At 65.0% G+C, this 22101-nt stretch carries 14 protein-coding genes; 8 read left to right on the top strand and 6 right to left on the bottom strand.

The features are described 5' to 3' along the window. The first annotated feature begins 10 nt into the window (after nucleotides 1-10). Nucleotides 11-1855 carry a dihydroxy-acid dehydratase gene (ilvD, locus tag V7R84_RS00430; RefSeq protein WP_338570895.1) on the top strand — a complete coding sequence of 615 codons (1845 nt, stop codon included), beginning with the start codon at nucleotides 11-13 and terminating at the stop codon, nucleotides 1853-1855. Here the strand turns inward: ilvD and V7R84_RS00435 are convergent. Continuing rightward, nucleotides 1798-2313: a DedA family protein gene (locus V7R84_RS00435; protein ID WP_338570896.1), complete on the bottom strand. Its 516-nt coding sequence runs from the start codon at nucleotides 2311-2313 to the stop codon at nucleotides 1798-1800. The genes ilvD and V7R84_RS00435 overlap by 58 nt on opposite strands. 186 nt (nucleotides 2314-2499) lie before the next feature. Between V7R84_RS00435 and V7R84_RS00440 the strand changes: the two genes are divergently transcribed. The 5 genes from V7R84_RS00440 to V7R84_RS00460 are packed head-to-tail and all read left to right on the top strand — an operon-like array spanning nucleotide 2500 to nucleotide 9314. Beyond that, a complete protein-coding gene (locus tag V7R84_RS00440) occupies nucleotides 2500-3360 on the top strand; it encodes a T3SS (YopN, CesT) and YbjN peptide-binding chaperone 1 (RefSeq protein WP_338570898.1) in 861 nt (286 codons plus the stop codon). Nucleotides 3361-3387: 27 nt separating this feature from the next. Further along, entirely contained in the window at nucleotides 3388-3786 is a 399-nt protein-coding gene (locus V7R84_RS00445) for a pyridoxamine 5'-phosphate oxidase family protein (RefSeq protein ID WP_338570899.1), read from the top strand. A gap of 11 nt (nucleotides 3787-3797) precedes the next feature. Next, complete coding sequence (locus tag V7R84_RS00450; RefSeq protein ID WP_338570900.1) at nucleotides 3798-4670, top strand: universal stress protein; 873 nt, start codon at nucleotides 3798-3800, stop codon at nucleotides 4668-4670. After that, nucleotides 4667-8464, top strand: a complete 3798-nt coding sequence (gene hrpA, locus V7R84_RS00455) for an ATP-dependent RNA helicase HrpA (protein ID WP_338570902.1) — start codon at nucleotides 4667-4669, stop codon at nucleotides 8462-8464. The genes V7R84_RS00450 and hrpA overlap by 4 nt, the downstream gene beginning before the upstream one ends. Before the next feature lie 10 nt (nucleotides 8465-8474). Continuing rightward, nucleotides 8475-9314: an acyl-CoA thioesterase gene (locus tag V7R84_RS00460; RefSeq protein ID WP_338570905.1), complete on the top strand. Its 840-nt coding sequence runs from the start codon at nucleotides 8475-8477 to the stop codon at nucleotides 9312-9314. A gap of 19 nt (nucleotides 9315-9333) precedes the next feature. On the opposite strand, the gene V7R84_RS00465 is transcribed toward V7R84_RS00460, so the two are convergent. Continuing rightward, entirely contained in the window at nucleotides 9334-10263 is a 930-nt protein-coding gene (locus V7R84_RS00465; RefSeq protein ID WP_338570906.1) for an RNA polymerase sigma factor RpoD/SigA, read from the bottom strand. A gap of 236 nt (nucleotides 10264-10499) precedes the next feature. On the opposite strand from V7R84_RS00465, the gene V7R84_RS00470 reads away from it, so the two are divergent. Together V7R84_RS00470 and V7R84_RS00475 are read left to right on the top strand one after the other, a co-directional pair. Continuing rightward, entirely contained in the window at nucleotides 10500-11975 is a 1476-nt protein-coding gene (locus V7R84_RS00470; RefSeq protein ID WP_338573751.1) for an RNA polymerase sigma factor, read from the top strand. 42 nt (nucleotides 11976-12017) lie between these two features. Continuing rightward, on the top strand, nucleotides 12018-12950 hold the full coding sequence (locus V7R84_RS00475; protein WP_338570907.1) for a hypothetical protein: 933 nt from the start codon (nucleotides 12018-12020) through the stop codon (nucleotides 12948-12950). Nucleotides 12951-12954: 4 nt separating this feature from the next. Here V7R84_RS00475 and V7R84_RS00480 read toward each other — a convergent pair whose 3' ends face one another. From V7R84_RS00480 to V7R84_RS00495, 4 genes are read right to left on the bottom strand one after another with little or no spacing between them, the layout of a single operon-like run. Beyond that, the gene (locus tag V7R84_RS00480) at nucleotides 12955-14154 is read right to left on the bottom strand and encodes an amino acid aminotransferase (protein ID WP_338570908.1); all 1200 of its coding nucleotides are present in this window, start codon (nucleotides 14152-14154) and stop codon (nucleotides 12955-12957) included. Between the two features lie 33 nt (nucleotides 14155-14187). Then, nucleotides 14188-15942 (bottom strand): exodeoxyribonuclease V subunit alpha, encoded by a 1755-nt coding sequence (gene recD / locus V7R84_RS00485; protein ID WP_338570910.1) that lies wholly within the window; start codon nucleotides 15940-15942, stop codon nucleotides 14188-14190. Continuing rightward, nucleotides 15939-19100 carry a UvrD-helicase domain-containing protein gene (locus V7R84_RS00490; protein ID WP_338570912.1) on the bottom strand — a complete coding sequence of 1054 codons (3162 nt, stop codon included), beginning with the start codon at nucleotides 19098-19100 and terminating at the stop codon, nucleotides 15939-15941. The genes recD and V7R84_RS00490 overlap by 4 nt, the downstream gene beginning before the upstream one ends. Beyond that, nucleotides 19097-21988 (bottom strand): exodeoxyribonuclease V subunit gamma, encoded by a 2892-nt coding sequence (locus V7R84_RS00495; protein ID WP_338570913.1) that lies wholly within the window; start codon nucleotides 21986-21988, stop codon nucleotides 19097-19099. The genes V7R84_RS00490 and V7R84_RS00495 overlap by 4 nt, the downstream gene beginning before the upstream one ends. Between the last annotated feature and the right edge of the window lie 113 nt (nucleotides 21989-22101).

A 22101-nucleotide genomic window follows, 5' to 3' on the forward strand; every position in this document is an offset into this window, starting at 1 on the left:
AAGGAGAGACATGCCCGCGCTTCGTTCCCGCACATCCACTCACGGCCGAAACATGGCCGGCGCCCGCGCGCTCTGGCGCGCCACGGGCATTACTGACTCCGATTTCGGCAAACCCATCATCGCGGTCGCGAACTCCTTTACCCAGTTCGTGCCTGGTCACGTCCACCTGCGCGACACGGGAAAGCTTGTCTCGGAGTCCATCAGGCAGGCAGGTGCCATCGGTCGCGAGTTCAACACCATCGCAGTCGACGACGGCATAGCAATGGGACACGGCGGGATGCTGTACTCACTGCCAAGCCGCGAGCTGATCGCTGACGCAGTGGAGTACATGGTCAATGCCCACTGCGCCGACGCATTGGTGTGCATCTCCAACTGCGACAAGATCACCCCAGGGATGCTGCTGGCAGCCCTTCGACTCAACATTCCCGCCGTGTTCGTCTCTGGTGGCCCCATGGAGGCGGGCAAAGCCATCATCCGCGATGGCCAGGCGGTCGCGTCCCTCGATCTCGTCAACGCGATGACTGCGGCTGTCGACCCGAATGTCAGTGATGAGGAGCTGGGGCGTATCGAGGCCAGTGCCTGTCCGACCTGTGGTTCATGCTCCGGGATGTTCACCGCGAACTCCATGAACTGCCTGCTGGAGGCGATCGGGCTCGCCCAGCCGGGCAACGGCTCCACCCTGGCCACTGCCGCGGCCCGTCGAGATCTGTTCGTCAACGCCGGGCGGCTCGTTGTTGACCTGTGCCGCCGCTGGTATGACGAGGACGACGCCTCCGTCCTGCCCCTGTCAATCGCCACGAAATCGGCGTTCAGCAATGCCATGCGCCTGGACGTTGCGATGGGGGGATCCACCAACACCGTTCTGCATCTGCTGGCCGCAGCCCAGGAGGCCGGGGTGGATTTCGACCAGGATGACATCGATGCCATTTCCCGCGTCACCCCCTGCCTATCCAAGGTTGCGCCCAACTCGGAGCGTTACTTCATGGAGGACGTTCACCGCGCGGGTGGCATCCCCGCCATTCTCGGGGAGTTGCGTCGCGGAGGAAAACTCGACGAGGACGTTCACGCGATTCACTCGCCATCGCTGGAGAGCTGGCTGGCGGACTGGGACATTCGTGGCGGCAGCGCGACTGAGGAGGCCATCGAGCTTTTCCATGCTGCTCCGGGTGGGGTACGTACCACCGTGCCGTTCAGCTCTACCAACCGGTGGGAATCCCTCGATCTGGACTCTGCCAACGGCTGCATCCGCTCCGTGGAGCATCCCTACACCGTCGACGGTGGCTTGGCAGTGTTGAAGGGCAACCTCGCACCGGACGGTGCCATCGTCAAGACCGCAGGGGTGCCCGAGCACCAGTGGGAGTTCACCGGTACTGCCTTCGTCACCGAATCCCAGGAGGAAGCGGTCGAATCCATCCTTGGCAGGAAGGTCACGGAGGGCGATGTCGTGATCGTCCGCTACGAGGGGCCCAAGGGCGGTCCGGGGATGCAGGAGATGCTCTACCCGACCTCCTACCTGAAAGGGCTGGGGCTGGGGCCGAAGTGTGCGCTGATCACCGACGGTCGATTCTCCGGTGGTTCCTCCGGGCTGTCGATCGGACACGTCTCTCCAGAGGCGGCATCCGGGGGACCGATTGCGCTGGTACGCACCGGCGATGAGATCACCATCTCCATTCCCAACCGGTCGATCGTGTTGAACGTGCCCGACGAGGAGCTGGCTGCCCGTCGTGCCGAGCTGGAGGCTGGCAACGGCTACCGTCCCGCAACACGGCAACGGCAGGTCTCGACTGCGCTGAGGATCTACGGCTCCTTGGCACAGTCGGCTGACAAGGGTGCGTCCCGGCGCTTCGACGGTTGACCACCGCGACCGAACAGGAAGAAGCTAGCCACCGCAGCGGCCATCACGATGAGCCCCGCGATCGTCATCGCAGGGCTGTGGTTCCACGCCATGGATAGGAGAACAAGGCTGATCATTCCGCCCGTGCCCCAGATGAATGCCCAGACGGTACAGCCGGCGACCACGGCTGGCAGGTAGCGGCGCATTGGCATCCGGGCCACGCCTGCTGCCAGGTTGACCGTGGTTTGCAGACCAATGACCAGGAAGCTCAAGGTGACTGCGGGTGGGCCCCAACGGTGCAGCCAGGAGCTTCCCGCCCGGTAGGGGCGGGTTTCCAGCACCTTTCGCCAACGGGTATGGCTCGTACCCGCGACGATTCCGCGACCGATCCAGTAGGTACCGTTGGAGCGCACCATGACGATGCAGAACAGGGTCAGGATCGTCAGCCCGTAGGGCAGGTTCCAGTCCTGTGGATGCATCGGGTCCTCTCAGGTTAGGGGAGGACCCAGCTTAGGGCAACCTAAAACACAATGGCCAGAGGTCGTTTTCTTCTCCCGCCCCATTGCAGGAGCTTGTCTGCGATCCGGACCTCGGGAATCACCAGTTCGCCTGTTAACGCGATCTCTGAGTGCGGTTTGCTAGGTTGATTCCCGGAGGTGGGCTGCATGGCTGATATTGAAGATTTTGATCTGGACAGGACCACCAAGCAGGCATGGGACGATTTCACCGAAAGACTTGCTGATGTCCTGTCCGTGATGGATGCCAGCGCTGATCTGACCATTTCTGCAGTCAATGGTGCAGAGACCGATGAATCACCGCCCGCTGTGCGTTTCTCGGCCGTCGAACCGGGAGTGATTGAGGCTGTTCTGGTCGGTGTCGACTCTCCTCGACTCGCAGAACTCGGGTGGACTTCCTCACCCAACGGGGTCACGGTCCGCAGAGATCAAGAGGAGGCCATCGAACTGGCGAATCTCACCACCACCACCATGACCCAGGTGGTCGGCGTGCTGCACCCCATCTTCCTGGAACCCGATCAGCTGGCGGAGCTGCTGACCGCCCGGGAGAGCAACCCGGCTCAACCCAAGCCTGGAGCCTACGGTGTGGTGCTTCCCAGCAGCCAGGCCCAGCTCGACGCCATCGTCGACGCGGAGCTGGAGAAAATGTTCGGGCACCCGGCGCTGCGCAATGCAGCAGGTGAGGTTGCCATCAGAGTCGGTTCCACCATGGTTTTCTGCCGTTCGACCCCGGACTTCAAAGAACTGGTGCTGTTCGCGGCTCTCGTGCACGACGTCAGTGGACGTTCCCGGGCCTGCGAGGTGCTCAACGACCTGAATGTGGAATCCCGCTACTGCCGTTTCGCCCTGCACCGGGACCGGGTCTTCGTGCAGGTCTCGGTACCGGCCCGTCCATTCGTTCCCCAGCACCTGAGAGAGGCCCTCGAATCCATTTCTCAGGTTGCTGACGGCATCGATGACGACCTGGCACACAAACTTGGTGGACGCACCACCTTCCCGACCGCAGGCTGACCAGGTGTGGGCCACTAGAGTTCTCCCATGACCGAGGTCACGTATTTCGAGCGGCTGGACGTCCCCGAGTGTCTGCACCTTCTCAGGACCGGGGGTGTCGGGCGCGTGGCCTGGCAGGATGATGCTGAAGGCCTTACCGTGCTCCCCGTCAACTATCGGGTCATCGGTGACTCGGTGGTTTTCCGCACCAGCGCAGCATCGACGTTGGCACGCCTAGCGAAACCCACGAGGGTGGCGTTTCAGGTGGATGAAATCGACCATGCCACTGCGGTCGGATGGTCGGTGCTGGTCCGTGGAATGAGCGACATCTGTGAGGTGCGCGATGTCGGCAGCTTCCTGCCGCGAGATCCAGCCATCGGCGTGGCGGTGAGGATCGAAGAAGTGACGGGCCGGGTGATGTCCGGCAATCCAGTTCCCCAGAGTTGAGGAGGAAAACAATGGAGGACCGCAAACTTGTTGTTGTGGGTGTCGACGGCAGTGAGGACGGTTTGAGGGCCGTCAAGTACGGCGCCAGCTTCGCCGCGGAGACCAATGGGGAAGTGCTGCTGGTCCACGCCGTGGACGACGCAATGTTGGCAGGAGCCTGGGGAGTGGTCTACGACCCCGAGGTACTGCAGAATGCTGGAGCCAACGCAAACGAGGCCGCAGCCACAAAGGCCCGTGAAATCGGCCTCCCGGGCGATCGCATTCGCACCGAGGTGGTGCTCGGCTCGCCGGGTGGGGTGCTCGGACGACTCAGCGAGGTGGCGGACCTCATCGTCGTGGGTCGGCGCTCCGTTTCGGGGCTGGAACGCATGTTTGTCGGTTCCACCAGCGTCTCTGTGGTTGCCAGTTCACGGTGTCCGGTGCTGGTGATCTCCGCCGCGGCCCATCCGCAGGACGTTGGAAACAAGAAATTGATCGGGGTTGGACTCAACACCAGCCGGGTGAACCACTCCACCCTGGCTGCGGCCTTCGAGCAGGCCCAGCTGCTCGGTGCCCGGCTCGAGATCGTCCACGCACTACAACCCCCCATCGGACTGTTCGGTCCGAAACTTGGGCCCGCCGACCTGGAGGAGCTGATCCGCTTCACCCGGGGCGGAATCGAGGCGATGGCCTCGGAACAGGCCAAAACCTTCCCCGATGTGCCCTACGAGGTGGTCGTGGTGGCGGCCACCCCGATCAACGAGTTCGTGACCCGCTCCGAGAACTACGACCTCTTGGTTCTCGGTGCCGGTGAGGAGGCCATCCCGGGATTCGGGTTGGGTGGCTTGTTGCGTGGTCTGATGGCCCACTCGCTATGTCCGCTGTACATCACCCACGGTAAGTGAATCCGCAGCCGCGGCTCGCCTTCGATCCGGCGCTGCCGATCTCCGCAGAGGCACCGAGAATCGCATCCCTCATCCGCGACCACCAGGTGGTCGTGGTCGCAGGTGAAACCGGGTCGGGCAAGACCACCCAGCTCCCGAAGATCTGCCTGTTGGCGGGCAGGGAGCGGATCGCCCACACCCAGCCGAGGCGGATTGCGGCCCGCACAGTCGCGCACCGGATTGCCGAGGAGTGCGGAACAGAAATGGGGGAGTTCGTCGGCTACCAGGTGCGCTTCACCCGCCGAGTGAGCCGTGCCACCCGCATCAAGGTGATGACCGACGGCGTGCTGCTCAGTGAGCTGGCCCACGACCGCGACCTGGAACGCTACGACACGATCATCATTGATGAGGCCCACGAACGCAGTCTCAATATCGACTTCCTGCTCGGCTATCTCAAACAGCTTCTGGAACGTCGCTCGGAACTCAGGGTGATCGTCACCTCCGCCACCATCGACACCGCCCGGTTTGCCGCTCACTTCAACGACGCACCGATCGTGGAGGTTTCCGGGCGTACCTATCCCGTGGAGATCCGTTACCAGCCCGTCGGTGAGGACGACGACGAGGTGGACGCCGTCGCATCCGCTGTCAGGGAGCTGGCGACCACCACATCCTCGGGGGACGTGCTGGTCTTTCTGTCCGGGGAACGGGAGATTCGCGATGCTGCGGACGCCGTGAATGCCTTGAAACTTCCAGGTTTGGAAACACTGCCCCTGTACGCGAGGCTGGCCGCGGTCGACCAACAAAAAGTGTTTCAGGCTCACCCCGGCAGGCGGGTGGTGCTGGCAACCAACGTTGCCGAGACCTCAATCACGGTCCCCGGTATCCGGTTCGTGATCGACGCCGGCGTGGCGCGCATCTCCCGTTATTCGGCGCGCACCAAGGTGCAACGGTTGCCGATTGAACCGGTATCGCAGGCCAGTGCCAATCAGCGGGCGGGCCGCTGCGGCCGGCTCGGCCCGGGGGTCGCGATCCGGCTCTACAGTGAGGAGGACTTCACCTCCCGTCCCGAGTTCACCGAACCGGAGATCCTGCGCACCAACCTGGCCACTGTCATCCTCCAGATGGCTCAGGCCGGACTCGGTGAGATCGAGAGTTTTCCGTTCGTGGAGGCCCCGGTCGCCTCCCAGATCAGCGACGGACTTCGAGTGCTGCAGGAACTGGGCGCGATCAAGTCGCGTCGCCGCCACGAACGGGTGCGGCTCACCCGCACGGGACGCCTCCTGGCGCGGATGCCCGTCGACCCCCGGCTCGGTCGAATGCTCATCGAGGGATCTCGCAGGGGGGCGCTTCGCCAGGTGCAGGTGATTGTTGCCGGGCTGACGGTGCCAGACGTGCGGGAACGCCCAGCCGAGTACCAACAGGCTGCCGATGAGCTGCACCGGCGTTTCACGCAACCGCCTGCCGGTGAAACCGGCTCTCCCACGAACGGAGAGCCCAGACGTCACACCGTCCACACCGGCACCCGGCCCGTCGAACAGGGTAGGAGATCCCTGGTAGGTGGTGATTTCGAGGCCCTGCTGAACGTCTGGAACTACCTTCGGGGGCGTCGCCGGGAACTATCTGGAAGCGCGTTCCGCAAGCTGTGCCGGGCCGAGTTCCTGCATTTCGTGCGGTTCCGGGAATGGGAAGATCTCGTTTCTCAGCTGCGTGACGTGTGCCGGGAACTGGACCTGCCCGGTGAGGGGGACGCGACGATGGACGTCGTCCTGGAGTGTCTGCTCACCGGGTTGCTGTCCAACATCGGGCTGGCCATGCCGCCACCCCCGAAAATACAGGGCAGGCGCCGTCCCCTGACTGAGTATCAGGGCGCGCGGGGTGCCCGGTTCGCCATCGCGCCCGGGTCGGCGTGCTCACGGTCCACACCTCCGCTGGTGGTGGCCTACGAACTGGTTGAGACCTCTCGGTTGTGGGCGCGCACCGTCGGCCCGGTGACCGCGGCACAGATCGAACGTGCCGCAGGAGAATTGGTGACCCGCACCCTCTCCGAGCCGACGTTCTCACCCCGCAGCGCCACCGTTATCGCCAACGAAACCGTCAGCCTGTTCGGGGTGCCGATCATTTCCGGGCGTCGCACGAACTACGCTGTCAGCCATCCCGAGCAGGCTCGGGAGATCTTCATCCGCACCGGTCTGGTGGAACGGGAATGGGAGACCCGTAACCCGGTGGTAATGGCAAACCGATTCGCTTACGACGAGGCCGAAAGGCTCACTGATCGGATGCGCCGACCTGAGCTGCTGATCTCTGACCAGACCCTCTACGACTTCTACGCCGCCCGGCTACCCGCCGAGGTGGTCTCCGGGGCCACCTTCGACAAGTACGTGAAATCCTTGGGCGATGACTCCGCACTGCGGTTGACGCCTGCGGATTGCATGACCGACCCCGGGGCGCTCAGCGTCACCGACTTCCCCGACCGGTGGCAGGTTTCGGGACTGGAGTTGCCCGTCAGCTACGTCTACGAACCCGGGGCGGGCCACGACGGGGTGACGATCGAGGTACGGCTGGAGCAACTCGGGGTCCTGGAACCCGAACCCTTCACCTGGCAGGTTCCGGGGCTGCGCGAGGACCTCGCGACCGCCCTGATCCGCGGCCTGCCCAAGAGGGTCCGCACCTCTTTCGTGCCCGCCCCCGATTTCGCCCGTCGCGCCGTGGCGTGGCTCCGGGAACGGGGAACGGGTGACGAGGTCGCCTTCCCCGAGGCGCTGGGAAGGGCGCTCAACGCTCTCACCGGGGAGCGGGTGGACCCCGGCGACTGGCGTCCTGAGGCCGTGGATTCCCACCTACGACCGACCTTCGTCGTGGTCGAGGGACGCAAGGAGCTGGGTCGAGGCGAAGATCTGGTGGCTTTGAAGACCCAGCTCAGCGCGAAGGTGGCCGCACGCCTGACACGCTCCGCGGGGCGGATCGCGACGACGGGCCGTATTGCTTGGGATTTTGGGAAGCTGCCCCTGACCCAGCGCCTCGGCAAAGGAGTTGAGGGCTATCCCTGCCTCGTGGATGAGGGGGGCAGCGTCGGAGTGCAGGTGGTGGACTCGGCCGCGAAGGCGGAACGCCTCCATGCCGCGGGGCTTCGGCGTCTACTCACGCTGGTGAATCCGTCGCCGATCCGCTGGGTGGTCTCCCACCTCGGGAATTCCGAGAAACTGGCCCTCGGAGCGAGCCAGTACGATTCGGTTCCGGAACTGCTCCAGGACGCCTGGCTGAAAGCGTCCGACAGGTTGTTGCGGGCGATCAAGGATCCAGTGCAGGTCCGCGACGAGCGGGATTTCCAGTGCGTTGCGGACATGGTGCGTGCCGACTGCCCCACAACCATGGCCACAGTCGTCAGCACCGCGGCGAGGGCCTTGGCTGCCCAGGCAATGGTGGAACGAAGGCTTGCTGCGCTGCCGGAAAATGATGAGGTGCGCTCGGACATCACCGAGCAGCTGGCCAACCTCACCTTCAAACGGTTCATCTCCGCCACCCCAGATCCGTGGTTCGACCGCATCCCGGTGTGGATCGAGGCCTGCGATACCCGGCTCATGTCCCGTGGCAGGAATCCTGGCAGGGATGAGAGGAACCGCGCCGAGATCATGGAATTGGAGGCCCGCTACGGACAGCTGTGCGATGCCCAGCCCTCCGGTCCGTTGTCCACGGAGGTGGAGGAGATCGCGTTCCTGTTGGAGGAGCTCCGGGTGAGCCTGTTCGCGCAGGGGACACGCACCCTGGTGCCTGTCTCGGCGAAACGGATTTCTCAGGCCATGGGAAGGATCGGGTGATAATGGACTAGTGCCAGCAACCACAGATGACCTGATGCAGCTCTTCGACCTCGTTGAGGTCGGCAAGGACAGGTTCCGAGGCCCGCAACCGGACACCCAGTGGCAGCGGCTGTTCGGCGGACAGGTGATGGCGCAGAGCCTCGTAGCGGCGATGCGAACCGTCCCAAGGAACCGAGTGGTGCATTCGCTGCATGGGTATTTCCTGCGGCCCGGTAGTCGGGAGGCGCCGCTGCGGTTCGGGGTGGAACACGTCCGGGACGGTCGCACCTTCTCGGCGCGCCGGGTGGTCACCCGCCAGTACGACGACGTGATTTTCGACCTGAACGTCTCATTCCAAGAACCGGAGGAGGGACTCAGCCATTCGGCGGTCCAGCCGGAATCGGTCGCCTCGCCCGAGGGATCGTCACCACTGGGAAAGGTGTTGGAGGAACGTTTCGGTGCCCCTATCCGGATGCTGTCGGAGTGGGATGCCCTCGATGTGCGGCTGGCCTCCACCCCTGTGCCGAGCCAGAATGGGGGAGTGATGCGAGCCTGGGTGCGCACCCAGGATGCCCTGCCGGATGATCCGTGCCTGCACGCTGCCGTTCTGGCCTACCTGACGGATCTACTGTTGCTCAGCGTCTCCACCGTGCAGCACGAGGTGGAGTTCCTATCACCGAACCTGCAGACGGCCTCCATCGATCACGCGATGTGGTTCCATCGTCCGGCCCGCTGCGACCAATGGCTGCTCTACGACATGGTCTCGCCGTCGGCCTCCGGGGCGCGGGGATTTTGTCAGGGCAGGTTGTTTCAGGACGGGAAGCTGGTGGCCTCCTGCGCCCAAGAAGGGCTGATCCGGCTCCTTGGGTGAGCCGGATCAGGGATGGCTATCAAGCAGCGGCCTGGTATTCGCGCATCTTGGCCAGCGCAAGGCGCTCGATCTGACGGACCCTCTCGGCAGTGATGCCCCAGTGCTGCCCGATGTCGGCCAGCTTGGCCTGGCGTCCATCGAGGAGGCCGTAGCGGCGTCGCACCACGTCTGCGGAGCGGTCGTCGAGAGTGGAGAGCATCCCATCGAGGCGGGCTCGCTCCTCCGCGTCGAGCACCACCTCATCCGGGCCGGGTGCGGTTTCGCGGGCGATCAGATCGCCGAGCGCGGTATCGCCGTCGGCCTCGACAGGCGCGTCGAGGGAGACGTGGTCGCGGGCGTAGCGGATCAGGTCGACGACCTTCTCCTCGGCGAGGTTCAGTTCATCGGCGATCTCGCCGACCTCGGGTTCGCGACCCAGGGCCCGCTCCAGGTTGCGGCGTACCGCGGAGACCTGGTTGACCTGTTCGGCAACGTGCACGGGCAGGCGCACGATGCGACCTTGCTGGGCGATGCCACGGGAGATGGCCTGCCGCACCCACCACGTGGCGTAGGTGGAGAACTTGAATCCCTTGGTGTAGTCGAACTTCTCCACGGCGCGGATCAAGCCGGTGTTGCCCTCCTGCACCAGGTCGAGCAGCGGCATCTGAGCGCGACCGTACTTGCGGGCCACGGAGACCACCAGACGCAGGTTCGCCTTGATGAATTGCTGCATGGCCTGATCGCCGAGTTCGATGAGCTGTTCCAGCTCGTCGCGGGTGGCGTCGGTCGAGGTGGTCTCATTGCCGTCGAGGATCTCGCGAGCGAACAACCCGGCCTCGATGGCGTGGGCAAGTTGTACCTCTTCCTCGGCGCTCAGCAGAGGGGTCTTGGCTATCGCGTCCAGGTAGAGGCCCACAGCATCCTTACCATCGATACCGTCGGTGCTACGGGTTCGCGTAGTCGTGATCATTGGGTCCGCCTTTCTGACGTCTACACCCAATCAAACGCGCCTACTGGGCTAAAGGTTCCCGAAATCGTGACCCAATCGTTATCTCAGGGGTGCATCAGACCTTGGTATGACGTTGCGGGATGGGCGGCTGAACCGCGTGGGGGAAATCCCTGGGGGATCGTGTTTGAGTGTTCGCGATGCTCGTGGAAAGATGGTTTTCGACACCCCTTGACCGCAACGGGGTGATCTGTGCCCAGATGCGAGGAGAAACCGCTGTGACCTCTGGTTCGAGCTCCGAACAGGCTCCGAAGAGCACCCGTAGTCGCGCGAGAAAGACCGCCACTGCAACCGTGGAGAAGGAGACCAAGTCCGCCGCAAAGCGTACCCAGTCCCAAACCACGAGGGCGGCGAAGTCCGAGGCCAAGGAGAAGGCCACCGGAACCAAGACGCCGAAGACCGTGGTCAAGCCGGCCACCGCAAAGAAGACCAGGAGCGCAGCCAAGACCACCGCAAAGCCCACGAAAACTGGGACGACCAAACCTGCACGTTCCAGCGCCAAGAAGAAAGCCGCCGTCGAGGACGTTGAACCAACGATTGCGCAACTCACCTCAGGTGAGATCGAGGTCGAGGTGCAGCGAGACGGTGATGACGTCGTGCTGAAGGTCGGAGGCAAGAAGCGTTCCCTCGACGAGGTGGACGACTCCCAGTTCGTGGAGGAGAGGGAGGCCACCCTCGAGAAGGAACTCGTCGAGGAAGAGGGGTTTTCCCTCTCGGATCAGGACGATGCCGACGAGCCGGAGCAGCAGGTCGTCTCGGCCGGTGCCACCGCCGACCCCGTCAAGGACTACCTGAAACAGATTGGCAAGGTGGCCCTCCTCAACGCCGTTCAGGAGGTGGAGCTGGCCAAAAGGATCGAGGCCGGGCTTTTCGCCGAGGAACGGATCGCGGACGTTGAGAACCCAATCGTTCCAGACGATCTCGAGGATTTCGAGTGGATCGCGAACGACGGGCGCAACGCCAAGAACCATCTTCTCGAGGCCAACCTGCGGCTTGTCGTCTCCCTGGCGAAACGCTACACGGGTCGCGGCATGCTGTTCCTTGATCTGATCCAGGAGGGCAACTTGGGTCTGATCCGTGCCGTCGAGAAGTTCGACTACACCAAGGGATACAAGTTCTCCACCTACGCCACGTGGTGGATCAAGCAGGCCATCACCCGGGCCATGGCCGATCAGGCTCGCACCATCCGTATCCCCGTCCACATGGTCGAGGTGATCAACAAGCTTGCACGTGTTCAACGGCAGATGTTGCAGGATCTCGGTCGGGAACCAACGCCGGAGGAGCTGGCGAAAGAGCTCGACATGACCCCTGAGAAGGTTGTGGAGGTGCAGAAGTACGGTCGTGAGCCCATTTCCCTGCACACCCCGCTCGGTGAGGATGGCGACTCCGAGTTTGGCGACCTCATTGAGGACTCCGAGGCAGTGGTACCTGCCGACGCGGTGAACTTCACCCTGTTGCAGGAGCAGCTCAACGACGTCCTTGACACCCTCTCTGAGCGGGAAGCGGGTGTGGTCTCAATGCGTTTCGGGCTCACCGACGGGCAGCCGAAAACCCTCGATGAAATCGGCAAGGTCTATGGGGTGACCAGGGAACGCATTCGCCAGATCGAGTCGAAAACCATGAGCAAGCTGCGGCATCCGTCACGCTCCCAGGTGCTTCGCGACTACCTCGACTGAGCAGCGGTCGCCTGCACGCGGGGGCATGTTGAAGGAGAGAACTTGCGAGACAATCCACGTTCCTTCGAGGACGACACCCCGACCGTTGAGCTGCCTGCCATTACGACGCCGCTGCCCCCGGTGCGGCCATCCCCGGCGCAGGCGCCGCCAACGCAGATGCAGCCACGGGTGGGGTCGTGGGCCACCCCGACCGAGGTCGATGCCATGGCCATTCCCGTTTCTGAAGGACGAGCCTCGCGACCCTTGGTCGAATCGGACAAGGAACGCCGTCGACGCGAGATGAATGAGTACCGGCTGGCGGTCTGGGAAAGAAGGTTCGTGGCCTGCGTGCGGTGGCTGTACTCGCGGGTCAGGGCAGCGGTCTACATCACGGCTGTCGCTGTGCTGCCAGGATTGCTGTTCCCACCCATCAAGGGATACCTCAACTGGGTCATGGTCGCGAACCTGGTCCTGGTGGGTTTCGTTGCGGTCTCCCTCGTGGCGGGCGAGGTGACCAGTCAGAGACCGCAGTGGTCCTGCATGCTCGGTGCTCTCTTTCGGATGCTGCTGGTGGGTGGGTTTGCCATTGCCTGTGTTCACGTCAGCGAGGCCGATCCGTGGAAGGAGACGTTCGCCTCGCTGCTGGGCTTCGCCAAGCCCGTCTGGTTGCAGATCCAGGCCTGGTTGGACTACGCATCCCTCGACCACGCTGTTTTCATGTGGCTTGGCGTGCTGCTGGCTCATCGAAGCCTTGGAATCCTGGCTGAAGGGGGACGCATCCATCTGGAGGGCATGTCACGCTTCGGAGCCAGGCCGGGCTGGAGTCTGAAGGACTACTACATCGGACCGGATCCGCGCACACAACAGGGCTGGGTGGATGCCCCCGTCATCTTCGCCTACCGCCGGGCGAAGCTCCGCTTCTACCTGGGACGTTTCTGGGTGCTGCTCAACAGCCTCTACATCATTGTCCTGATGTTCCTGATCGCCTCGGCGTGACAGGTCACTGAGCCCGGACCGCGGCAATGGCCTTCGCGACGGTTTCCAGGTTGCCGTCGTTGAGGGCGGCCACGCACATCCTGCCCTTCTCGGTGCCATAGATTGCGTGGTCGCGGCGCAACGCGAGCATCTGCTCCCGGGTCAACCCCGAGTAGCTGAACATGCCGGCCTGCTGGGCGATGAAATCCATATCCTCGACGCCTTCGAAGCGCAGCGCTTCGACGAGGCGGGTGCGCATCTGTTTGATGCGGTTGCGCATCCGGTCGAGTTCCTGTTCCCATGAGGCCCGCTGAGTGGGGTCGCCGAGTACGTCGGCCACGATTGCCGCGCCATGGGTGGAAGGATTCGAGTAGTTGGTGCGGATGCAGATTTTCACCTGCGACAGCACACGGGTGGCCTCCTCAGCGTCCCGGCAGGTGATGTGCAGGGCGCCGATGCGTTCGCCGTAGAGCCCGAATGATTTTGAGAACGAGGTCGAAACGAACACCGGCAGCCCGGCTGCCACGAAACGGGAGATCACGGTGCCGTCCTCGGCAACCCCGGCTCCGAAACCTTGGTATGCCATGTCCAGGAACGGGATCAAGCCGTGATCAGCGACCACTCGCATCACCCGGCCCCACTGCTCGGGACTCAGGTCGTAGCCTGTCGGGTTGTGGCAGCAGGCGTGCAGCACCACGATGGTGCCTGGTCGCGCCGCCTCGAGGTCCTCGATCATGCCGTCAAAATTGATGCTTCTGGTGTCGGCGTCGTAGTAACGGTACGCGCCGACGGTGAAACCAGCGCGAGTGAAGATCGCCCGGTGGTTCTCCCACGACGGATCCGAGATCAGGACGGGGGCGCCAGGGTTCAGCGTTGCGAGGAAATCGGCGCCAACTTTCAACGCGCCGGTGCCACCGAGGCTCTGTGCCGTGACGATACGGCCCTGCGCGACGGCGGGCGAATCAGCGCCGAAGACCAGCTCTCGCACCAGGCGAACGTAGTCCGGGAGGCCATCGATGCCGAGATAGGCGTGTGGTTTCGCGGCTGCAGCCAGCCGGTTCTCGGCGGCGTGGACGCAATTCATCAGCGGCAAGTGCCCGTTCTCATCGAGGTAGACGCCGATCCCGAGGTTCACCTTGGATGTGCGCTCATCCGCTTTGAATGCCTCGGTCAATCCCAGGATCGGATCAGCAGGAGCCAAGCGGACGTGCTCGAAAACGGACATGTGTGGGCCTCATTTCTGTTCAACAGCCCAAGACTAGCGTTTTGGCTTTCCCAGGGTTGCGGTCTTCACCAAACCGCTTGCCCGCCTGGCCCGGGTCCCAACGGCCTTCCGTAGCGCGTCCGGGGAGCCGTAGAGCCGAACCATCGACTCGGCACGGGTGACGGCTGTGTACAGCAGCTCCCGAGTCAGCAGTGGCGAACCGGGAGGGGGCAGGATTACGCTGACTCGCTCGAACTGGCTTCCCTGAGACTTGTGGATGGTCATGGCGTGCAGTTCCTGTGTTGCCTCCAGCAGCAGCGGGTTTAGCATCTCTGCATGCCCGCCCCGGTCCACGGCAGCCAGTAGCCGTCCCTCGCTCTCGACGATCACCGCTACATCGCCGTTGCTGACCAGATCCGAGTTGCGGGTGACGATCAGCGGCTGCCCCGGGTACGGGCCGACCTCGGGTGCGTAGCCGGGCAGCGTCGCGGCCAGGTGTCTGCGCACCTCCTGCTGCCAGTGCCCGGTGCCAAAGGGACCCTCCCGGTGCGCGCACAGCAACCGGTGTCGCTCCAGGGCACGTATGGCCTGGTTGCTGTCACCTGCCAGCGCAGCGGCCAGTGCATCGCGGGCGACAGCCCCGATGTCGGCGGCCAATGCGGACAGGTCGGCCAGTGACTCGGTGCCGGTGTATGTGGTGAGGGAGCATGTCTTTGATCGTTCCAGCAACGCTAGGCAGCCGTCCGCGTCGCCGTCGCGGATGCTGTCGGCCAGTCGGGCCACGTCGTCGAGGTTGCGGTGGCTTCCGCCGAGCTGCACCACGGCGGGCCCGCCCGGGGATGTGACCAGGTCCGGAGCGGCGGAGATGTCGGCGAGTACTGCCCCCGCCTCCACGGAGGCCAGCTGGTTCGGGTCGCCGATGAGGATCAGCCGGGTGGAGTCGGACACCGCATCCAGTAGCCATGACATCAACGTGATCGACACCATCGATGTCTCGTCCACGATCACTACATCGAAGGGCAGTGGGTTCAGTGCGTCGTGGGTGCGTTCCGCGCGACCCGGGACAACGCCGACGATCCTGTGCAGTGTGCCGGTGGTCAGGGCGACCCGTTCCGGGCGCCGCAACCTGCTTCGCACTGCGGTCTCCAGACGGGTGGCGGCCTTCCCGGTGGGGGCGGTCAGGGCGACGGTGACCGCCCCTCGGGAGGTCAGTGTGTCGATGATCCGGGAGACCACCGTCGTCTTGCCGGAACCGGGACCGCCCGTTATGACGCTGGTGCGGGCCCGGGTGGCTGCTTGGACCGCGGTGTCCTGGGTGGGGTCGGGCACCATGCCAGGCTCGGGGGCACGAGGTTGAGGGGAGGGCAGATCCGGCAGCGCACTGCGGTGCCTGAGGTGAGCTGCCAAGGCCCGTTCCTCTGCGAAGAACCGGTCCAGGTACAGCAAACCGTCGGCCAAGCGGAACGGTCGCGGTCCGCCCTCCGGGCCTGCCACCGCCGGTGAGGCTGACACAGCCGCAGCCCACGCATGCGGTTCCGGCCAGGGCAGCTCGATGGGCGCCATCGCCGATCCGTCGTCGGCCTCGCCCGGAACGATCAGCTCGGGCGCGGACACCAGGTCCAGACACACCGAACCCAGGCGCAGTTCCCGCACAGTCAGAGCGAAAGCCAGCAGCACCCGGTCGTCGCTCTCCCCGCAGTACGCAGCCATCCGGCGGGCCAGATGGAAATCGGCCACGTGAATCATCCCGGCCTCGGCGAATGTTCTCAGCAGTCCCGTGGCCGCCACGGGAATCTCCGGCCCTCTCACTGCCCACCTCCCAGCAGATCGGAGACCTCCACCACCAGCTCAGTTGGTGGAAACCACTCGAAAACCCCGCAGCGGCCACCCGCGACCACCGGGGTCTCGGGTCCGGCCATGCCCCGCACGAACAGGTAACCCACCCCACCCAGGTGCTTATCAGGAGAGTAGTTGGGCAGTCGCCAGGCCAGGAAACGGTGCAGCGCGGCGCAGTACAGCAGTGCCTGCAGCGGATAGTGGGCCTGCATCATCGCCTCCGCCATCGCGTCCGGATGGTAGTGCTCGACGGACAGCTCCTGATCCGGCAGCACGGGGAGCCGGTTCGTCTTGTAGTCCACCACCACGAAACCTCCCCCGGGCAGTTTCAGCACCACGTCGATCGAACCGGTCAAGAACCCCTTCAGCGACGTGCGGGCGGCATCAGTGGCGAGCAGTCGGGCCGGGTAGGGTGCCAGCGGATCGGAGGCGGGCAGATGCCTGGACATTGCTGCTGCCAGGTCCGCGACCACACGGGCCGGGCCGCGATCCCCCAGGGGCAGGTCGAAGTCCAGCTCCGCCAGCCGCTCGGCGACGGGCAGATCGGCCAGGGTGCCGTCCCACAACCCCCCCAGCGGGGTCGTGACCACCAGGCTGAGGGCGTCGGCGAGCCGCTGCGCCTGTTCCCGGTCCAACCCAAAAGCAGGGGCTCGTGCGGTCGTCACCTGCTGCACGTGTCCTGAGTCGGTCCAGTCTGCCTGCTCCAGGACCTCGTGGACGAGGGTTCCGAAACGGGCCCCGGCGGGTAGGTCGTTCATGGGGGAGGCAGTGGCGGAGCCGTTGGCTTCCTCGGGAGGCAGGTCGAGTTCCTCCGGCTCGTCTGGTGCGTTCTCGTGGAGGTGCACGGTCAACCCGGAATAGGAGGTGCGGCGCCACTCCTGATCGATGTCACGGGTGAAACGGGCGATCCGGAGGCCTTCGGATCCTGGCTCGGGGGTGGGAACAGAAGATGTGGGGGAGGCCTCCCAGAAAGGAGCGGTGACCGGCGACAGATGCACCAGGCCAGGATCGAAACCGAAGGCGGGGGGCAGCGTGGGGTATTCGGGACGAAGCTGCTGGACCGAACGGTCGCGGCACAGCAGCGCCGTCAACGGTCCCGAGAAGGCCCTGCGGTCCATCACGTGCCAGGCGATCGCCAGGTGCTTGGCACGGGTGAGACCCACGTAGAGCAGACGGAGCTCCTCGTCGCGTGCTTGTTGCCGGGCGATGGAGGACAGCTCGTCTCGACTGCCGGGGCGGGTGCCGACGTGTAACACTCGCCGACCGGTCGCATCCAGATAGGGGAAGGCGCCGCGCAGGTTCACCTCCGTGACGCTCACCTGCGGCAGCAGCACGATCGGGAACTCCAGGCCCTTCGCCGAGTGCATGGTGCACACCCGCACCGCTTCCTGGTCAGAGGCCAGCCGGGTGGCCGGTTCATCGCCCGGGGCGGCAGCCCGGGCAACCAGCCAGGCGCGGAGCCCGTCGAGATCGGTGGTATCTGAGTCGAGCAGCAACTCACCGATCTGGGTCAGGTCGGCCAGATGGCGTTCCCCATCCCCGAACCGTGCCAGGTGGGGGCCGAGACCTGCCAGCAGTTCACTGACCAGCGAGGCCACCCCGCCGGTTGCGAAGCACCGGGACAGATCATAGATCCGTTGGGCCGCGGGAGTTTCGTCGCGCCCGGCCAGCAGATCGGTGGCGGGTAGACCGAGCAGCTCCCCCAGGGCGGCCTGAAGAAGGTGGGCACGGGTCGGTTGGGCGACGGCGGCGAGAACTGCCAGCCAGTCGGCCACAGCCGGTGAATCGAGGGCGGAGCCGGGACCATGCCAGGTGGCGGGAAGTCCTGCTGCACGTAGATCGGAGACCAGGGACAGGCCCCGGCCACGGGTTCGGGTGAGGATCGCGATGTCCCGGGGACCGATGGGCCGTTCCTCTTTGCTGCTGCGGAACCGTGCCCCGGCCAACAGCGTGCGCACGTGCGCCACAACGTCGTTCGTCACGGTGCGTTCCGGGTTCTCGGTGGCCCCGGGGCCGTGCCCCCGTAGCCAGATGCGGGCCGCGGGGGCTGCGTCGAGAACCAAGATCTCCTCATCCGGGGAGCGGGCGGAGCGCACGGGGGTGACACGGATGTCTGAATAACCCAGGCAGAGGTCACCGAACAGGTTCGTCACTCCGGCTACTACTCCGGGTTCGCTCCGGTGGTTGGTCTCCAGAGTGGCGCGGTGTCGGACCGCCTGCCGGGCCTCCAGGTAGGAACCGAGATCCGCACTGCGAAAACCGTAGATTGACTGCTTGGGATCGCCGATCAGAGTGATCATCGCGTCCGCGTCCACGAAGGTGCGTCGCAGGATGGCCCACTGGTCCGGGTCGGTGTCCTGGAACTCGTCGACCAGCACCACGGGAAAGCGTCGTCGAAGCTCCGCGCGCACCTGCTCGGCGACCGGAGAATCAGTGACCAGGAACCGTAGCCTGCCCGGTAGGTCGTCGAAACTGACCAGCCCCAGTGCGCGGCGACGCGCCGCGAAACGAGCCCGCACCCGCTCCTGAAAACTCAGCAGCTCGTGATTCGCCGAGGCGAAGGGGAGCCGCGACGGCGCCGCTGTGGTGGCGACCAGAAGTGCGCGGCGCGCGTCCAGTGGCGGGTCGGGGTGATGAAGATAACTGGCCAGGTATTCGTCTGTGGTGCACTCACGCACCAGAGAGAAGACGTCCGCGCTCACCTCGTCGGCACCGTCCCAGTCACCCAATACGCCCAGGCTCTCCAGCTGTCCCTGGCAGAACGAATGGATGGTGGTGATCGTTGCGGTTCCGAAGTTGTCCAGAGCCATCTGGAGTCGTGCCCTGTGGCGCGGGGCGTGGCGGTCCGCTCCGAGCAGTCGCGAGACTGGATCCACGGGTTCGGGACCGCCTGCCAGCAGATCCTCCAGGTCTTTCGCCACGGAAGCGATCCGGGAGTGGACGCGACCCCGCAACTCCGAGGCGGCCGCGTTGCTGAAGGTGATGAGCAACAATTCTCCGATCTTCACCCCTGCTTCGGCGATGTAGCGGGCAGCGAGTCCTGCTATGGTCCAGGTCTTGCCTGTCCCGGCGCTGGCTTCCAGCAGCATCGGACCATCAGGCAGGGGATCGGTGATCTCGAACGGAATCACTGTGCGGCCTCCAGGAGGGGGGAGTGCAGGGCCAACGCCCAGCCTCCAAAGGCGCCGAAGCGCTCGGGACCCACCGGGTCGCCTTCCTGGGGAGGATCGGCAAACAGCTCTGAAGCAGGGCCGGTGTAGAAATGCTCCCAGTGTGCCGGACGCCAAGCCCAGGGGGAGTTCCAGCTGCTGGTGGGAAGGTCCCAATCGGCGGCGTTAAATGTTCGTTCCCGTGCAGATTCTGCTAGCGCTCGGGCTGGTTCCGCGGGAACCGGGATGAGCCGGGAACGTCCCAGGCGGGCGCCTCGCACCAGAACCTCCAGGCGTGCGACGGCCTCCTGCGGTGGGGTGAGTGTCACCGATCCTGGGAAGTGTTCGCCGTAGTGACGTCGAAGGTGATGGATGCGGGCCCGTGTCCTGATCCCGGAAGCTGCCAGGGCCAGCAGCTGCACCCATGGCTCGAACAGAGGACGGGGAAGGTCGCTGGGGGAGATGACCACTAGCTCATCGCCGCGCAGTCGGACCATTCCTGTCAGCTGCAAGCCGGAGCATTCCAGGTTGATGGGGACGTCTCGGACCGGGCGGTCCCATTCCGGGCGGGCCTGCTGCCAGAGCTGTCGAATTAGTTTGACGTCCGCGTCGAGAACTGCACCTCCCAAGGGGCCGGTCGGCAGCAGCTCCCTGCGAGCCTCGGCATGGATCGCCGCGTCGGGGGGCTGTCCGCCGCAGGCCGCCGCCAGCAGCCGGGAACGAATCCCCCAGGCGTCCAACCCGCCTACCCCGAGGGGCAGGTCGTCACTGATCTCGGGGGTGAAATTTCCCCGGATTCCCGCCCGCTCGCGCAGGAAAGCGGCTGCAGGGTCGCGCAGGAACCGCGCCACCTCGTCCAGAGACATGGGAGCAGTGTCGTCGCCGGTGGGTAGACGAAGGGCAGCGCGCCGACGCTCCACGCTTGCCGGCGTGGTTGTGGTTGGTCTGGCTCGCAGGCGACGAGCCATATCCAGAGCCGCGGCATCGAAACTCGGTGCGGGGCCCGTGAAGTTCTTCTCCGAATGTGCCGTCAAGGGGGGTTCCTGCAGCTCAGGCGTGACCCCTAGCTTGCGCCACAACCAGGTGAGGGTGGTCGGGTGCTCCAGGACAGCATCGGTGGTTTCGGAACGGTGTTGATGCACCACCACCAGATGCCGGGCGGCCCGGGCATGATCCAGCAGATCCTCCAGACGCTCCTGCCCGGGATCCGGCAGGACTCCGGGGATCGCGTCGGGAACGGGATCGAGTCCGCCGTCCTCGAAACCGAGCAGCACGACCACGGGGAAACCCACGCCCTTGAGCTCCCCGGGAGCAACGACGGTGAGATTGCCGTTGCCCGTCACCATGCGCGATGTGGGTTCGGCGGCCAACTGCTCCAGCAAGCGGGTGAAGTCGGAGGCCGTTACCCTGACGGGGCTGCTGGCCCCTTCCTCCGCCAGCTGGGCCAGGCGGAAGATGGCCTCTTGGAGCAGAGAATCTTCTCCGGGAGGCAGATCGATGAGCTCGTCGAGCAATCTTCGGGCCCGGGCGACCCATTCCGGAATGGTGGTGGATTCGGCTGTGGCCGCGTAACGTCGCAGCCGGGTGAAGACCTCCGTGAGCGAACCGACCAGCTCCAGCTCCGATGTACTGACGGCATCCACGCCGGAGATGGGCAGCGCGGTGCTCCCGGGCGCCAGAGCAAGCCCGGCCAGCAGCCGGTCCAGGCCCCGGGCCCAGGTGTTCTGTGCGATCCCGGAGAGCCCCTGGTCCGCACGGTGTTGGGCGTCGAGGCCCCAACGAATCCCGGCCGCATCGATCAGCCGGGCCAGTTCGTCGCGTTCCGGTAGCTGCCAGCGGTACGAGATCGGCGCGAGGTCCAGCAGGTCCAGTAGGGAACTGGCGGTGGCGCGGGAATCCCGCAGTCTGGTGGCCTCGGCCAGGGTGCGCAGCACGGGGTTGGGGGTGCGGGCCTCGGGAGGGGGCTGGAACCGCAGGCGCCGGCCCGGGTGGGAACTGCCCTCGAGCGGCGTGAAGGCCAGGCTGAGGGCAGGCCACCACGCCGCGGGGTCCGGGACGACCACTAGGACGTCGCGTGGTTCCAGGGTGGGTTCCTCTTGCAGTAATCGGCACAGTTCCTCGCGCAGCACCTCGGCCTGTCGCAGGGGGTCATGGGAACCCACCCAGGTGATTCTCTCTGGCGCCGCGGTGTTCTCCAATTCCAGGACAGGGACGTCCTGGATCTGTCCGATGGCATCCAGCAACAGGTGTGTCGCCGCAGGCAGATCGGGGCAGTGAAATATGGCTGTGGCTGGTCCGGGTTTCTCTGTCAGGGCGGCGCGCAGTCGCGTCAGCTCCTCGACCGGATCCCATTCGAGTATTTCGGTGACACGGGCCGTCAGCTCCGGTTGCCAGCGCAGGTGCATGGGCAGTTCCCCGGCTGCTTTCTCCGGGTCGGTGAGCCAGCGGGCGAGTAGTTCTGAGTGGTGTTCCGAGTAACGGTGCAACAGGACTGCCAGGCGTTGAGAGGTGCCGCGCAGCCTGCCCGGTCCCGTCCGGAGGTGCTCCGCCACCACGGGATGCGATTCCTGGAAATCCAGGTCCTGGAGGACCTCCCGGATTCCCAGTTCCAACGCCAGGCCTCGCCACGGGGACGATTCTCCATCGTTTAGTTCCGCTTGCAGCTGTGCTACCCAGCGGTCGACTGGAAGCAGATCCACTCCAGCGAGGATGCCGATCCGGGCCGCCAGAGCCTGTCCCACCAGGCGTGCGGTGGCAGCCGAGGATGTGATGATCCGCACCTGTTCCAATGGCCCGGGACGCAGTTCGTCCAGCCATGCTGCCAGGGCGTCGACCAGCTTCTCCCAATGCTTGGCCGATCTCCTGTTCACTGCGATGATCCTCTCCTTCCCTGCGACCGATCACATTAGTGCGCCTCACCGACAAAACCTTGAGGGTGGGACACCGGTCGGGTTTTTGCGGGCGTTGCCTGTTTGAATGGTTC

It is taken from the genome of Arachnia propionica, assembly GCF_037055325.1.
GTDB lineage: Bacteria > Actinomycetota > Actinomycetes > Propionibacteriales > Propionibacteriaceae > Arachnia.

Bases quoted from the DNA above. Each gene is read 5' to 3' on its own strand.
- V7R84_RS00470 (WP_338573751.1), top strand. From the start codon at position 10,500: ATGCGAGGAGAAACCGCTGTGACCTCTGGTTCGAGCTCCGAACAGGCT.
- V7R84_RS00440 (WP_338570898.1), top strand. From the start codon at position 2,500: ATGGCTGATATTGAAGATTTTGATCTGGACAGGACCACCAAGCAGGCA.
- V7R84_RS00435 (WP_338570896.1), bottom strand. From the start codon at position 2,313: ATGCATCCACAGGACTGGAACCTGCCCTACGGGCTGACGATCCTGACC.
- V7R84_RS00445 (WP_338570899.1), top strand. From the start codon at position 3,388: ATGACCGAGGTCACGTATTTCGAGCGGCTGGACGTCCCCGAGTGTCTG.
- V7R84_RS00450 (WP_338570900.1), top strand. From the start codon at position 3,798: ATGGAGGACCGCAAACTTGTTGTTGTGGGTGTCGACGGCAGTGAGGAC.
- V7R84_RS00465 (WP_338570906.1), bottom strand. From the start codon at position 10,263: ATGATCACGACTACGCGAACCCGTAGCACCGACGGTATCGATGGTAAG.
- ilvD (WP_338570895.1), top strand. From the start codon at position 11: ATGCCCGCGCTTCGTTCCCGCACATCCACTCACGGCCGAAACATGGCC.
- V7R84_RS00480 (WP_338570908.1), bottom strand. From the start codon at position 14,154: ATGTCCGTTTTCGAGCACGTCCGCTTGGCTCCTGCTGATCCGATCCTG.